The sequence below is a fragment of the Achromobacter sp. FW305-C-30-7 genome (genome assembly GCF_058783105.1).
In genome coordinates this window covers 361,853-375,451 of sequence record NZ_JBYSYI010000006.1, presented here as the reverse complement: position 1 = coordinate 375,451, position 13,599 = coordinate 361,853, and the positions used below count along the sequence as shown (strand labels likewise).

At 65.9% G+C, this 13,599-nt stretch carries 12 protein-coding genes; 3 read left to right on the top strand and 9 right to left on the bottom strand.

Annotated features, from left to right (window positions below; translation table 11 throughout):
- Window positions 1-22: 22 nt before the first annotated feature.
- Window positions 23-1,075 carry a serine hydrolase domain-containing protein gene (locus AC3WOB_RS21600; RefSeq protein WP_013394208.1) on the top strand — a complete coding sequence of 351 codons (1,053 nt, stop codon included), beginning with the start codon at window positions 23-25 and terminating at the stop codon, window positions 1,073-1,075.
- Window positions 1,076-1,378: 303 nt separating this feature from the next.
- On the opposite strand, the gene AC3WOB_RS21595 is transcribed toward AC3WOB_RS21600, so the two are convergent.
- From AC3WOB_RS21595 to AC3WOB_RS21585, 3 genes are read right to left on the bottom strand one after another with little or no spacing between them, the layout of a single operon-like run.
- Window positions 1,379-1,996: a flavin reductase family protein gene (locus tag AC3WOB_RS21595; protein ID WP_013391923.1), complete on the bottom strand. Its 618-nt coding sequence runs from the start codon at window positions 1,994-1,996 to the stop codon at window positions 1,379-1,381.
- Between the two features lie 3 nt (window positions 1,997-1,999).
- Complete coding sequence (locus tag AC3WOB_RS21590; RefSeq protein WP_492276127.1) at window positions 2,000-2,959, bottom strand: carbon-nitrogen hydrolase family protein; 960 nt, start codon at window positions 2,957-2,959, stop codon at window positions 2,000-2,002.
- Between the two features lie 15 nt (window positions 2,960-2,974).
- Complete coding sequence (locus tag AC3WOB_RS21585) at window positions 2,975-4,627, bottom strand: MFS transporter (protein ID WP_492276126.1); 1,653 nt, start codon at window positions 4,625-4,627, stop codon at window positions 2,975-2,977.
- Window positions 4,628-4,798: 171 nt separating this feature from the next.
- On the opposite strand from AC3WOB_RS21585, the gene AC3WOB_RS21580 reads away from it, so the two are divergent.
- A complete protein-coding gene (locus tag AC3WOB_RS21580; RefSeq protein ID WP_492276125.1) occupies window positions 4,799-5,644 on the top strand; it encodes an IclR family transcriptional regulator in 846 nt (281 codons plus the stop codon).
- A gap of 42 nt (window positions 5,645-5,686) precedes the next feature.
- Here AC3WOB_RS21580 and AC3WOB_RS21575 read toward each other — a convergent pair whose 3' ends face one another.
- From AC3WOB_RS21575 to AC3WOB_RS21560, 4 genes are all read right to left on the bottom strand, one after another.
- On the bottom strand, window positions 5,687-6,901 hold the full coding sequence (locus tag AC3WOB_RS21575; RefSeq protein WP_492276124.1) for a porin: 1,215 nt from the start codon (window positions 6,899-6,901) through the stop codon (window positions 5,687-5,689).
- A 187-nt stretch (window positions 6,902-7,088) separates the two neighbouring features.
- Complete coding sequence (locus AC3WOB_RS21570; protein WP_492276123.1) at window positions 7,089-8,675, bottom strand: EAL domain-containing protein; 1,587 nt, start codon at window positions 8,673-8,675, stop codon at window positions 7,089-7,091.
- A gap of 98 nt (window positions 8,676-8,773) precedes the next feature.
- On the bottom strand, window positions 8,774-9,754 hold the full coding sequence (locus AC3WOB_RS21565) for a Bug family tripartite tricarboxylate transporter substrate binding protein (RefSeq protein ID WP_013391917.1): 981 nt from the start codon (window positions 9,752-9,754) through the stop codon (window positions 8,774-8,776).
- 159 nt (window positions 9,755-9,913) lie between these two features.
- Window positions 9,914-11,041 carry a mandelate racemase/muconate lactonizing enzyme family protein gene (locus AC3WOB_RS21560; RefSeq protein WP_492276122.1) on the bottom strand — a complete coding sequence of 376 codons (1,128 nt, stop codon included), beginning with the start codon at window positions 11,039-11,041 and terminating at the stop codon, window positions 9,914-9,916.
- A gap of 158 nt (window positions 11,042-11,199) precedes the next feature.
- Between AC3WOB_RS21560 and AC3WOB_RS21555 the strand changes: the two genes are divergently transcribed.
- Window positions 11,200-12,078 carry a LysR family transcriptional regulator gene (locus tag AC3WOB_RS21555; RefSeq protein ID WP_492276121.1) on the top strand — a complete coding sequence of 293 codons (879 nt, stop codon included), beginning with the start codon at window positions 11,200-11,202 and terminating at the stop codon, window positions 12,076-12,078.
- Window positions 12,079-12,088: 10 nt separating this feature from the next.
- Here the strand turns inward: AC3WOB_RS21555 and AC3WOB_RS21550 are convergent, their stop codons facing one another.
- Window positions 12,089-13,285 (bottom strand): amidohydrolase family protein, encoded by a 1,197-nt coding sequence (locus AC3WOB_RS21550; protein ID WP_492276120.1) that lies wholly within the window; start codon window positions 13,283-13,285, stop codon window positions 12,089-12,091.
- Between the two features lie 66 nt (window positions 13,286-13,351).
- Window positions 13,352-13,549, bottom strand: a complete 198-nt coding sequence (locus AC3WOB_RS21545; protein WP_013391913.1) for a hypothetical protein — start codon at window positions 13,547-13,549, stop codon at window positions 13,352-13,354.
- Window positions 13,550-13,599: the final 50 nt, after the last annotated feature.

The following is a 13,599-nucleotide window of genomic DNA, read 5'->3' as shown; positions in this document are numbered from 1 at the left end:
CACACACATAACGAGGGAAACGATGAACACACTGATGCAGCAGGCGATCCAGTTCGCCAACGACCACGAATCCGCCTGGGACCGCAGCGTCAAGGGCAACTTCGGCGTGCACCTGAACGATCCGCCGCCCTGGAATCGCCTGCTGGGTCCCATCCACGACCGCGGCCCAGTGTCCGGCGTGGTCACCGTGCGCGGCGAGACCATCGCGTCCTGGGGCGAGCCCGAGCGCGCCGACCTGACCTTCAGCGTGGCCAAGCTCTATCTGGCAATCCTGGCCGGCGTGGCCCACGACCGCGGCCTGTTGCCGGACGTGGACGAACCCGTGGGCAAGCGCGTGCGCGGCATCGGTTTCGACGAAGGGCAGAACGCCGACATCACCTGGCGTCATCTGCTGCAGCAGACCAGCGAATGGGAGGGCGAACGCTTCGGCGTGTCCGACCAGGCCGACCGCTACCGCGCCGTCACCTTTGGCGTGCCGCCGGACGGCAAGAAGGGCGAGGCGCGGCCCTTGCAGCGTCCAGGCACGTACTGGGAATACAACGACGTGCGCATCAACCAGCTGTCGTACGCGCTGCTGCACCTGTTCCGCAAACCTTTGCCCGAAGTCTTCCGCGAAGCCGTCACGCGGCCCATCGGCGCCAGCGAAAACTGGCAATGGGTGGGCTACGACAACGCCTGGGTCGAAATCGACGGCCAGCGCATGCCGTCCGTGCCGGGCGGCTCGCACTGGGGCGGCGGCATGTCGATCAGCGCCCGCGACCAGGCGCTGATCGGCCAGATGCTGTTGAACGACGGCATGGCCAACGGCCGCCGCATCCTGTCCAGCGAGTGGATCCGGGATATGCGCACGCCATGCGCGATCGCGCCGTATTACGGCTATCTGATCTGGCTGAATCATGAAGGCCGTGTATTTCCGAGCGTGCCGGCTTCCAGCTTCTTTGGCGTGGGGGCGGGTAGCTCGTTTACCTGGGTGGAGCCTGAACGGCAGATGGTGGTGATCGTGCGCTGGCTGGATTCGGCCCATGCGGATGCTTTGTTCGGGAAGATCCTGGCGGCGGTGGACGCTGGCGTGTAGGGAGTTTTGGCTTGGCTTTTGGTGTTCGGGATATGGGGATGGGCTTCGAGCTTGCGGATATCGGGGTTCTTTAGCCGCCGAGGCTGCCCTGCGCCATTCCGATGCTCGCCCCGGCGGGGCTGCGCTTCGGATGGCTCCGGGGTCCTCGGCTGGCAGTCGCCTAATGCGTTGGGTTTGGACCCCGTTCATGAGCAGAGGCCGTGAGCCAGGGCCGGGCAGAGGGATCCGAAGCGCAGCCCCACCTATGGACCCATGTCACTTTGGCACCATATGGCAAGTGCGCAGGCCGCCCCCGCCTGACTATCACAACGGCGCCGTCGGCCGCGCCAACTGAAACAGGTCCGTGCTTCGCGCGTACCAGCCGCCGCCATGCATGCGCGCGATCAGCCCCATGGCCGGCGTATCCATGTAGCCGCGTTCGGCGTCCTGCACATAGGCGTCGTCGACATGCGCGCCCAGCACCCGGCCGATCACCACGAGTTGGCGCGGGCCGGTCACGATGGTCGCCTGGCTGACGCATTCCAGCGACACCGGAGAGCCCTTGATCAGCGGGGGACGCACATGGGTTGCCGGCAGCGCGGTCAAGCCGGCCGCCGCCAGTTCATCCACGTCCGCCGGGTAATCGGCGCAGGTCTGGTTCATCTGCGCGACCAGCGACTCCGGCACCAGGTTCACCACGAACTCGCCGTTCTCGATGATGTTCGCGCCGGAATCCTTCAGTTCGCCGCTGGCATGGCGCATCAGCCCGATCGCAACCGTCGGCGGCTGAGGCCCCATGACATTGAAGAAGCTGAAAGGAGCCGCGTTGACAACGCCTGTGCCGGAAATCGTGGTGAGCCACGCGATCGGGCGCGGCGTGACGGTCGAGGTCAGCACGTTGTAGACCGTCTGCGTCGGCAAGGCGCTGAAATCAAAATGCATGACTCAAGCCTCCTGTTGCTGGCCGCCGTTCAGCGCCGAGACGGCGCGCTTTTCGCGCGTGTCGACCTGCAACTGGAACACGTCCGGACGAGCGTAATGGCCGGAGACGTCGAAGTCGTACTTGCCGCGCAGGATCTGGTTAGGATTGATGTCGGCGTACAGAATGGTCTCGGCGGAGAAATCCGGGCCGGCCAGCACTTCGCCCAGCGGATCGATGATGGCGCTGCCGCCGCGCATCAACACGGTGTCGGGCGCATCGCCCAGCGCGCATTCGAAGTCGTCGGGATAGGCGTCGCGGCGCAGGTGCTGGCAGGCGGTAAGGACGTAGCAGCGGCCTTCCAGCGCGATGTGGCGCATGCTGGGAATCCAGGAATCGCGGTCGTCGGCGGTCGGCGCGCAATATAGCGCCACGCCCTGGCTGTACATGTACATGCGCAGCATGGGCATGTAGTTTTCCCAGCAGATGACGGCGCCGATCTTGCCGTAGGGGGTGTCGAAGACGGGCATGGTGGAGCCGTCGCCAAAGCCCCAGATCAAGCGTTCGCCGGCGGTGGGCATGAGCTTGCGGTGCTTGCCCGCCAGTCCTTCGCGGCCGTTGAAGTACAGCACGGTGCAGTACAGCGTGCCGCCATCGGCCTCGATGCAGCCCATGACCACGAAGCTGTCGGTGTCGGCCGCGGCCTGGGCCACCAGCGCGACTTCCTCGCCGTCCAGGCGGATGGCCTGGCGGTGATAGCTGGCGAAGGCGTCGCGGCCTTCTGGCTTGCGCATGCCGATGGGCGCGCCGAAAGAGTTGCCCTTGGGATAGCCGCCCAGGAAGGCCTCGGGAAACACCAGGACGCGGGCCCCCTGCTCCGCCGCCTGGCGGATGAGCGATGCCGCCTTCTCGGCGCAAGCGACGCTGTCGGTGGGAATGGACGCCGCCTGGATGACGGCAGCCTTGAAGCTCTGTTGCATGGACATGTCTCTCCTTTTTTCTCAGTGCGCGGCGTCTTCGTCGATGGCGCGGGCGCGGGTATTCGGCAGGAACAGGCTGCCGATGACGCCGACCACCGCGGTCACGACGACCGGATACATCAGGCCGCCAAAGATATTGCCGCTGGCCTGGGCCAGGTAGGTGGCGGTAAACGGCACGATACCGCCGAAGATGCCGGCGCCGATGTGGTACGGGAAGGATAGCGCCGTATAGCGGATGCGGGCCGGAAACAGTTCGACCAGATAGGACGCCACCGGGCCGTAGACCATGGCGACGACGGCGGTCATCAGCACCAGGATCAGGATGATGGTCGTGCGGTCGACGCGCGCGGGATCGGCGCGCTCCGGATAGCCGGCGGCCGTCAGCGCGCTGGAGTATGCGGCGCGGTCAAAGCCGTTGACGGTCGTGCCGCCTACGCTCATGGCGATGCTCTGGCCGGGCAGCGGCGCGGCGTATTCGAAGTTGATGCCCTTGCCGACCAGGAATTTCTTGGCCTGCACGCAGACCTTCTTGTGGTCGGCATGGCTGCCGATCATTGCCGCCTGCAGGCCGAAGTCGCAGGCGCCGCCGCTGGTGTCGGCATGCACGCGCACCGGCGTGCTCTGCATGGCCTGGGCCAGCGCCGGATTGCCAGCCTTGAGCAGCACCTCGAACATGGAGTGGTAGCCGATGGCGGCAACGAACAGGCCGACCATCATGATCCACTTGCGGCCGATGCGGTCCGACAGCCAGCCGAACAGCACGAAGGTCGGCGCGCCGATGATGAAGCCGATCAGGATCAGTGTGTAGACGCTGGTCTGGTCCAGCTGCACGGCCTGCTGCAGGAAGATCATGACGTAGAACTGGCCGGTGAAGTAGGTTGCACCCTGGCCGGCGGTGACGCCGATCAGCGCCAGCAGCACCAGCCGCAGGCTGGACCATTGGCCGAAGGTTTCCTTGACCGGATTCTTGGACAGGCGGTTCTGCTGCTTCATGCGCGTGAACACGGGCGACTCATGCAGCTTGGCGCGCACATAGATCGAAATCGCCAGCATCACGATCGACAGGATGAACGGCAGGCGCCAGCCCCACTGGCGGAAATCCTCGGCGCTCATCGCGGCTTGCGTGCACAGGATCACGATCAGGGACAGGATCAGGCCCGCCGACGAGGTGATCTGGATCCAGCCCGTCAACAATCCGCGACGCTTGGGCTCGCAGTGCTCGGCCACATAGATGACCGCGCCGCCGTACTCGCCGCCCACCGCCAGGCCCTGCACCACGCGCAGGGTCAGCAGCAGGATCCACGACAGGTGGCCGGCCGACTCATAGGTGGGCAGGCAGCCGATCAGCACGGTCGCCCCGCCCATCATGACCACGGTGATCAGGAAGGTGTACTTGCGGCCCAGCTTGTCGCCCAGGTAGCCGAACATCACCGCGCCCAGCGGCCGGATGATGAAGCCCACCGCCAGCGCGCCCAGCGCGGCCAGCAGCGCCACCGTGGGGTTGTCCTGCGGGAACAGCACCTGGCTCATGAAGACGGCCAGGGTCCCGTAGATGAAAAAGTCGTACCACTCGAACAAGGTGCCCAGGGTCGAGGCCACCACCACCTGGCGTTCCTCCTTCCTGCTGAGCGTCGGACCCGCGTCGATCCGCTGCATTGCCACATTCGCTTCCATGCCTGCTTTCCCCAATCGCTTTAGATTGATAATGCTGTAGTCATTAACTATTATCAAACTTAAATCAGGGCATGAAAAACTAGGGAAAACCCGGCGCGACGGCCGTTGGGTCCTGGCGGAAGCGGCACGCCCCGCTGCTAAACTCCCGCCAGAAAATCAGTGGAGGCAGCAATGGCAAGGCCCGCCGGCAAGGTAGAAAAGAACTCGGAACAGGCGCCCGCCGCCGCGCGCAGGGGCATCCAGTCGATCGAAGTGGGGTTCCGGATCCTGGACGTCATCCGCAAGGCCGGCCGCCCCCTGCCCCTGAAGGAAATCGCCGACGCCTGTGAATTGACGGTGCCCAACGTCCACTACTACCTGGTCAGCTTCCAGAAGGTGGGCGTGGTGCAGCAGCACGCGGATACCGGCCACTACGGCCTGGGTCCCTACGCCCTGAGGCTGGGCCTGGCGGCGCTGGAGCAGTTCGACGTCTTCACCACCGCCCGGCCCATCATGGCCGAAGTGGCCGCGATCACCGGCCACACCGTGTTCCTCGGCGTGTGGGGCAACAAGGGCCCGACCATCGTCTACCGCGTCGAAGGCGCCCGCAGCCGCCCCCTGCTGGAACTGCGCGTGGGCAGCGTGCTGCCGTTGCTGTCATCCGCGCTGGGCCGCAACTTCCTGGCCCACTTGCCGGAAGCCAGCACGCGCGAACTGCTGGAGCAGGAAATGGCCACGGCAGGGGCAGACGGCTATGGCGCGACCGCCAGGTCCTACACCCAGAAAGACGTGCAGGCCATCCGCGAGGAAGTGCTCCTGCACCACCTCAGCCGCTGCCGCGATGCGCTGCTGCCGCACTTCACGTCGCTGTCGGCGCCCATCTTCGACATGCTGGGCGAGATGAAGGCGGCCATCACGCTGATGGGCCCGGTGGGCGCCATCGACGATGATCTGCAATCCGATACGGCGCGGCTGCTCAGTGAAAAAGCCCGCTCGATTTCGGCCACGGCGGGTTGGGTGGAACCGCAGGCGCGCTAGGCGCTGCGGCCCAAAGGGTCCGGCAAGTCCTGCCGGCCGGCGTCAGAACCGGTGCATGACGCCGAGCGCGAGAACAGTGGAACTGGCGCCCATCTCCGTTGGCACGCTGGCGCCGAGCCCATAGAAGGCCCTGGAAGTGTTCTTGAAGCCCCCCGCCCGCGTGTAGACGCTGGACCGCTTCGACAGCTCGTAGTCGTAGCCGAGCAAGCCGCCTATCGTGTGGTCCGATCGGCCATTGAGCGCCCGGTAGAGCAGCGTGCCGCGCAACACGTGCGGGCCCTGCTGCCATAAGGAGTTCAAGGTCATAATCTGCGCGGAAATGGTGCCCGGCGCCTTGGGCCGCATCAGGGTGTACACGATGGAGGATTGCAGCGCGCCAGTCGTATACGTGGTGCTGGCGACGAACATGTCGGTACGGAATGATCCGTGCGACGACTCCGACCGCAACGCATTGTAGGAGCCGCCCAGCACCCACTGCCCACTGGTGTAGGTCACCAGGGCGCCGGTGTCGCCCTCGGTGGGCCCGCTGGCGTTATCTCCATTCATCGCGAACAGCTTCTTGCGCTGCTGCGGGGCATATAGCGCGTGGATGACCAGCCCGTTCATCGACGGCGTCTGATATGAAATGGCGTCGTTGACCCGCACCTGTATCCTTGCGGCGCCCTCCCCAAGATCCACCATCATTTGAGAAGCCGAGGCCGCGGGTGAGAACGCTTCGGAAAAGAAGAACGGATCGGTGGTATGGGACACCACCGCCGGATACTGTCTGCCCAACTTGAGCGTCCCCCAGGATGCCGAACCGATGGCCAGGTTTGCCTCGCGGTTGAAGAGAGTGTCTGGATAGCGCGTCGCGCCGTTGGTCATGTGCACGCCGCCTTCCAGACGGAATTGGACTTGCACCCCATCCCCCAAATCTTCAACCCCCAGGAGGCCCCAGAACGAATCGGTAGCGGTCGCTTGTTCGCGGGGGAATCTGCCGCTGTCGCTACCCATCCTGAAGTTGGAATCGCCACCATTGCGGGCGTACATCACGAAGGTATCGATAAGACCATAGAACTGCAGGGTCGCCGCTATCGAGTCGCCCCCGGTCGCGCACGACAGCAGGACTATGACGCCCACACTCAAGCGCGAAAGCAGGCGAGAGATGCCGCCCGAAACCCGCAACGTTGATGAATCCGGCCGGCATGGCGGCTCGCCCCGACGAATAGCGACTTCCTGACCCACAAGTGTCTCCTCAGGTTTGTTGTGACGAGCCACGTCGACAACTCCTGCAACGGCCCTTCTCCACCTACGCCGCCTCTCAAGCTACCGTGGCTCTTTATTTAGAATTTGAATTCTGATTCTATTATTAAGAAGGGCACGCGCCGGGAACAATGCGAGGTTTCCCGTATTCGCCAAAGCGACACGGGATCTGCTGGCACTTCAGGGCGTATCGCCCCTCGCCTCAAGCCCGCGCGTCGGGCAACCGGCTGGGCGGCGGCGTGCTGGCCACGTTTTTCTTGTAGTAGGCGATGAACTCCGGTGCCGGCATGGGTTTGCCGTACAACCAGCCCTGGCCGAAATCCACCTCGCGCGCTTTCAGGTGGTCTTCCTGCTCCTGGCGCTCGATGCCTTCGGCCACGGTCAGCAGGTTCAGCGACTTCGCCATGTCGATGATGTGGTCCGTCACCTTGTGGGTGGCGGAATCGGTGCCGATGGTGTCGACGAAGGACTTGTCGATCTTCAACGAATCCAGCGGCAGCCGTTGGAGATAGGACAGGCTGGAGTAGCCCGTGCCGAAGTCGTCGATGGCCACGGCATGGCCTTGCGCGCGGGCCTGCTCGATGACGCTGCAGGCCTTGTCCACATCCATGAAGCCGCGCTCGGTGGCTTCCAGCCAGATTTGCCGGGGGTCGATGGCCGTCCCTTCGAGCATGCGCTGCAGCACCCGCAGCGCCCGCCCGTCCTTGAGATCGCTGGCGCTCAGGTTGACGGAGATGTGCGCCCCGCGGTCCTCACCGAGCAGATCCTCCATGTCCCGGATGACCAGGCGGAACACTTCTTCGGTGATGCGGGTCATCAATCCGTTGTCTTCGGCGATGGAGATGAACAGGTCGGGCCGCAACGTATTGCCGCAGCGCCTTGTCCATCGGACCAGCGCCTCCGCGCCGATGCAGCGGCCGGTGCGTAGATCGATGATAGGCTGGTAGTGCACGACGAACTCCCGCCGCCTGATGCCGGCGGCCAGTTCGCCCGCGATGGACAGGCGCCGGCGCGACAGCCAGACCACCAGCGCGATCATGACACCGGCGACCAGCGCGCCGATGGGCAGCCAGAACAGGCGTTCGCGCGGCAACATGTCCAACGCTTCGGTTTGTGGTTCGAGCAGGACGACGGCCAGGTCCGCATTGCGCGCGACGGCGCTGAGATAGGCCTCGTCGATGTCCAGCTTGCCGCCGTTGAGCGCCTGCGACACCAGCACCAGGTCGGGGTCATTGCGGGTGCCGAGCATGCCCACGCCCGGCAGGACCACGGCGAGCTGGGCGCCGTCGGTAGCCGCCTTTTCGGTGAACCGGCCCGGTTCGAACAAGGCGCTGTAATCGCCATGGCGCACGGCAACCATCCTGATGCCGGGGCTCAGTACAGGCACCGCGTCCAGCAGCAGGCGTGCGCCGTTGGCCAGTTCGACCTGGGCCGGAACCAGCGGCTCCTCGTAGCTGGGCACGCCCCAGGTAGTGCATAGGACGACTCCGCCCGCCACATAGGCCAGGTCGTCCACGGCCCGGTCCCGCAGGGCCAGGGCCCGCATATGGCGGATGTGCTGCGGTGAACAGGGATCGAACGCCAGGCCGTCCAAGTCGCGCAGCGTGGCCACGGTCTGGTCCAGCAGGCCCTGGGTTTCCGTCAGGATGCGCTGGGCCTGGTCATCCAGGTAGCGCTGTTCGCCCGCGACGGCGCGGGACCAGGACATATGCAGTGCGAAGCCGATGGGCAGCAGCGCCGCTGCGGCGGCGAGAGCGATGGCGATGCCGATTACTAACTTGCGCGGCATCGAGGCCGTCCCCAGGAATCGCCGGCAGGCGAGGTTATATCTTTTTACACTTTTTGGGGGGCCAGTGTCTCCATCAATTTCCGCCCGCCGGCGGCGCCTCAGCCTTCAGCCACGATCTTCGCGTCGCGGATGGTCTGGGCGTACTTCTGCTGCTCCTGCTTCATGAAGTCAGCGAAGCGCTGGACGCTGCCGCCGCCGTCCTCCGCTCCCACCTGCGCCAGCTTTTCCTGCACATCGGCCATCGCCAGGACGCGGTCGATGTCCTGGTTCATGCGCTGGACCATGGCGGCGGGCATCTTGCCCGGACCGACCATGCCGAACCAGATGCTGGCCTCGAAGCCGGGATAGCCCTGCTCGGCCACGGTCGGCACATTGGGGTGGCTCTTGGAGCGCTGCAGCAGGGTCTGCGCCAGCGCGATCACCTTGCCGGATTGCACCAGCGGCGTGGCAGTGGTCATGCCTTCGAAGCAATACTGCACGTGGCCGCCCAGCAGGTCGTTCATCAAGGGCGCCGAACCTTTGTAAGGCACGTGCAGCACGTCGATGCCGGCGCGGGCCTTGAAGATTTCCAGCGCCAGGTGTTGCGCCGAACCGCTGCCGGCCGAACCGAAAACGATCTTGCCCGGCTGCGCCTTGCACAGCGCGACCAGTTCGGGCAGCGTCTTGGCGGGCTGCGCGGCGCCGCCCATCAGGATGGTGGGGGTCTTGCCGACCAGCGCGATGGGCGTGAAATCGCGCTCCACGGAATAGGCCAGCTTGGGTTGCAGACCCGGCGCGATGCCGTGGCTGTTGACGTGCGCCATCAACAGCGTGTTGCCGTCGTTGGGCTGGCGCGCCACCTGCTCGGCGGCGATGATGCCGGCCGCGCCCGCGCGGTTTTCGACGATGACGGGAATGTTCCACATCACGCCCAGCTTCTGCCCCAGCAGGCGCGCCAGCACGTCGGTGCCGCCGCCAGCCGGAAAGCCCACCACGATCTTGACCGGCCCCTGCGGCAGGTCTTGCGCCCGCGCCGCCGCCGGCAGGACCAGCGCGGCTCCCAGCGCCGCGGCGCCGGTCATGAATTGCCTACGTTGCATTGCTGCCTCCTCGCGCGCCGGTCCGATGGCCGGCGACTGGTTATCGAAACACTGCCAGCATTCACCGCCTCCGGCCGTCTTGCGCGACCTGGCTGCGGCGCTCCTGCGCGGCTCGTCGCGGCCAGTCGGCGGCGATGCCGACCGACCGCGTTCCGGCCATTATTTGCCGACGCGGCTCCACTTGCCGTAGCGTTCGACCATGCGCTCATCGAAACCGAAGCCCAGGCCGGGTTCCTGGTGCAGCACCACGCGCCCCTGCTTGTGGGTCAGTTGGCGATCCACCAGCCTGCGGAAATTCAGCACCTGGTCGTCCCAGAAGAATTCGACATAGCGCGCATTCGGCGTGGCGGCAACCAGCGGCGCGTGCACGTCATGGAACCAGTGCGGGCAGACCACGACGCCGTAGCTGGCCGCCGTCGCCGCGATGCGCTTCCATTCGGTGATCCCGCCGCAGACAGCCGCGTCGGTCTGCAGGATGCCGGCCGCGCCCTTGTCCAGCAACTCCTTGTGATACCAGCGGCCATAGCCGATCTCGGCGGTGGCGATGGGCAAGCGCGTCAGGCGCGCCAGCTTGGCATGGCTGTCGATATCGTCGGGGCCGAAGGGTTCTTCGATGAAGTACGGATCGTACTGTTCGAAGCGGCGAATGTATTGCATGGCCTGGGTCACGTCCTGCCAGGCGTTGTTGCAGTCCATCATCAGTTCGACGTCGGGTCCGATGGCCTCGCGCGCGGCCTTCAAACGGGCCTCTTCCTCGGCCGGGGACAGGCGGCCGGTCTTCATCTTCACGGCGCGGAAGCCCTTGTCCACATAGCTCGCCATTTCCTCGCCCAGGTGCTGGGGGGTCTTGCCGTCCAGGTAATAGCCGCCGCTGGCGTAGGCCGGCACGGTTTCCAGTTCGACCGCGCCCATGTACTTGTGCAACGGCAGGCCGACGGCCTTGGCGTTCAGGTCCCACAGCGCGATGTCCAGGGCGCTCAGCGCCCGCATCACCGTGCCTTGCCGGCCCTGCAGCAGGGCTTCCTGATACATGGCCTGCCACAGGCCCTCGACGGCATGGGAATCCTTGCCCAGCAGCACGGGCCCCAGCAGATCCCGCACCGCGGCCTCGAAGATGGCGCCGCCCGCGCTGCCCACGTAGCAGAAGCCGATGCCTTCCACGCCGTCGGAGGAGCGGACCTTCACCAGGCCGTAGTGGCGCGTCGACACGCTGCGGTTCGAAAACGAGGTGACCTTGTCCAGGGGCACCGCGGCGGCGCACACGTCTATGGATTCAATGATGGGCACAACTGGCTCCTTGGTAAGCGGGATGGTCGGGCGGGGCCGGCGCGGCGTGCGCGGCCTCAACGCTCTGTCTGTATTCTTGCCGCGGCCAAAGAAAACAACAATTATCTTCATCCATCTTTAGAATATGTAAAAAACATCTTTTAAGGAGGACGGCGCCGGTGGATTCTCGCTTTCTGCAAACCTATGTGCACGTGGTGGAGCTGGGCTCCATCGCCCAGGCCGCGCGTCACCAGGGGCTGACGCCCGCCACGGTGCAGCAGCGCTTGCGCGCGCTGGAAGCGGACATGGGCAGCGCCTTGATCGCGCGCTCCGGCCGCACCGTGAAACCCACGCAGGCGGGCCTGCGGATTCTGGAGCGCGCCCGCGCCATCCTGCGCGACGTGCGCGACCTGCGTTCCGCCGCGTCCGACACCGAACTGCCCGCCGGGCCGCTGCGCCTGGGCGCCACCCCCACCGCGCTGACCGGCATCATGCCGCCCGTGCTGCGCACCTGGACCGCGCGCCATCCCCACATCGAAATCTACATAGAACCTGCACCCACCACCCTGCTCTACGGCAAGGTGCTGTCGGGAGAACTGGACGGCGCACTGCTGGTGCATCCGCTGTTCGCCATCCCCAAGACCTGCGCCTGGCGAGACCTGCGGCAGGAGCCCCTGGTGCTGGTCACGCCGGCCGACATGAAGGTGCGCGATCCGCTGGCGGTCATCGCCCGCGAACCCTACATCTGCTATGACCGCAGCGTGGTGGGCGGCAAAATGGCCGACGACTACCTGCGAGCGCGCAGCTTGCGGCCGCATGTGCGCTTCGAGCTCGATGGCATCGACTCCATCGCCAAGCTGGTATCGGAAGGATTGGGCGTGGCGCTGCTGCCCGATTGGGCGACCACGGGCGAACCGCCAGCCCGCGTCAGGCGCTGGCCGCTACCGCCGCCTTGCCCGGTGCGCACGGTGGGCGCGATATGGCTGCGGTCGGGCGTACGTTCGGCGCTGATGCAGGCGTTCGTGGAAATGGCCGAGGCTCAGCTCGGCCTGGGCTAAGCGCGGAAGATCAGCGCTGCGGGTCCGCGTCGCGGCCATCGCGAGCCACGACCACACCGCCAGAAACCACCAATCGGCGCGGCGCCCGCGTTGCCACGGCCTGCGCAATGCAACTGGCGTCGACCAGCACCAGGTCGGCGCGCGCCCCCGGCGCCAAGCCATAGTCCGCGAAACCGCAGGCGCGGGCCGCGGCCGCGGTCACGCAATCGAAAGCCCACTCGACCTCATCGTCGCGCCGCAGGTCGTTGCGCAGGCCAATCAGCATGGCGCGCGCCAGCATATCGGGGCTGCCGTAAGGAGTCCAGGTGTCGCGGATGCCGTCGTTGCCGCCGAAGATCGTCACCCCTGCTTCGCGACAGGCGCGCACGGCCGGCACGGGACGCGATGGCGGCGCCGTGGTCAACAAGGCCACATCCAACGCGGCCAGCCGCCGCAGCAGGCCGTCCAGCCGCTTCGCGTCCACGCCGCCGAGGCAGAAGGCGTGGCTGATGACGACCTTGCCCTGCATGCCCTGCGCCTGGACCCGGTCCAGGATCAGGTCCAGCGTGAATGCGCCCAGTTCGCCCGGTTCGTGCAAATGGATATCGATAGGTTTGCCATGCTTGCCGGCGATGCCGAACAACACGTCGAGCGACCTCGCCGGATCGCGGTCTATGGCCGACGGATCCAGGCCGCCCAGCACGTCCGCGCCCTGCGCCAGGGCCTGGTCGAGCAGTTCGGCCGTGCCGGGCCGGATCAACAAGCCCGATTGGGGAAAGGCCACGGTCTGGATCTCGACGCGTCCGGCCAGCTCCTGGCGCGTGGCATGCACGCCTTCCAGGTGGCGCAGTCCGGCGTCGGTATCGATGTCCACATGAGTGCGGATGCGGGTCGTGCCTTCGCGCAGGAAGGCCAGCGCCAGGGCGCGCGAATGGCTGGCCGCATCATGGCCGCTGCGGGCGCGCCAAGCCCGCTCGTTCTCGATGCGGTCGGTCAGCGCCGGCCCCACCTCGTTCACGTACCAGGGCGAGTCCCAGGTGGTCTTGTCCAGATGCGTATGGCCTTCGACCAGGCCGGGCAGCAGCAAGGCGCCCAAGCCGTCCTCGACAGGCACGCCGGACTCGGCGGCGAGGCCGGGCCCGATACTCTGGATGAGTCCGTCGCGCACCAGCACGTCCACCGCGGCGCCTTGCGGCGCGCGGACATTCTTCAACAACAGATCAGTCATGGCAGGCTTCCAGGCGCCGCGCGTGGCGGCCGGCCTTGCACAGACCAGGCGGCACGCGCCGTCGACTCAGGCTTGAGGCGGTTCTATCCAGAAAAAACGTTCGCCCTGGCGGACCATGTCGGCCACGCCTTCGGCGCCGATGCGGTAGTCCGTGCCCATCAGCGTGGCGCCGCCATCCTCGTGGATATGAATGATGGCCAGCGGGTCGTTCGCCATGGTGTACCAGTAGTAACCCGGCTTGAGATCATGCAGGTTTGTAGTCATGTTTCGAGTATACAAACATCCCCGCGCCGTATTCAAAAAGACACAAAAAC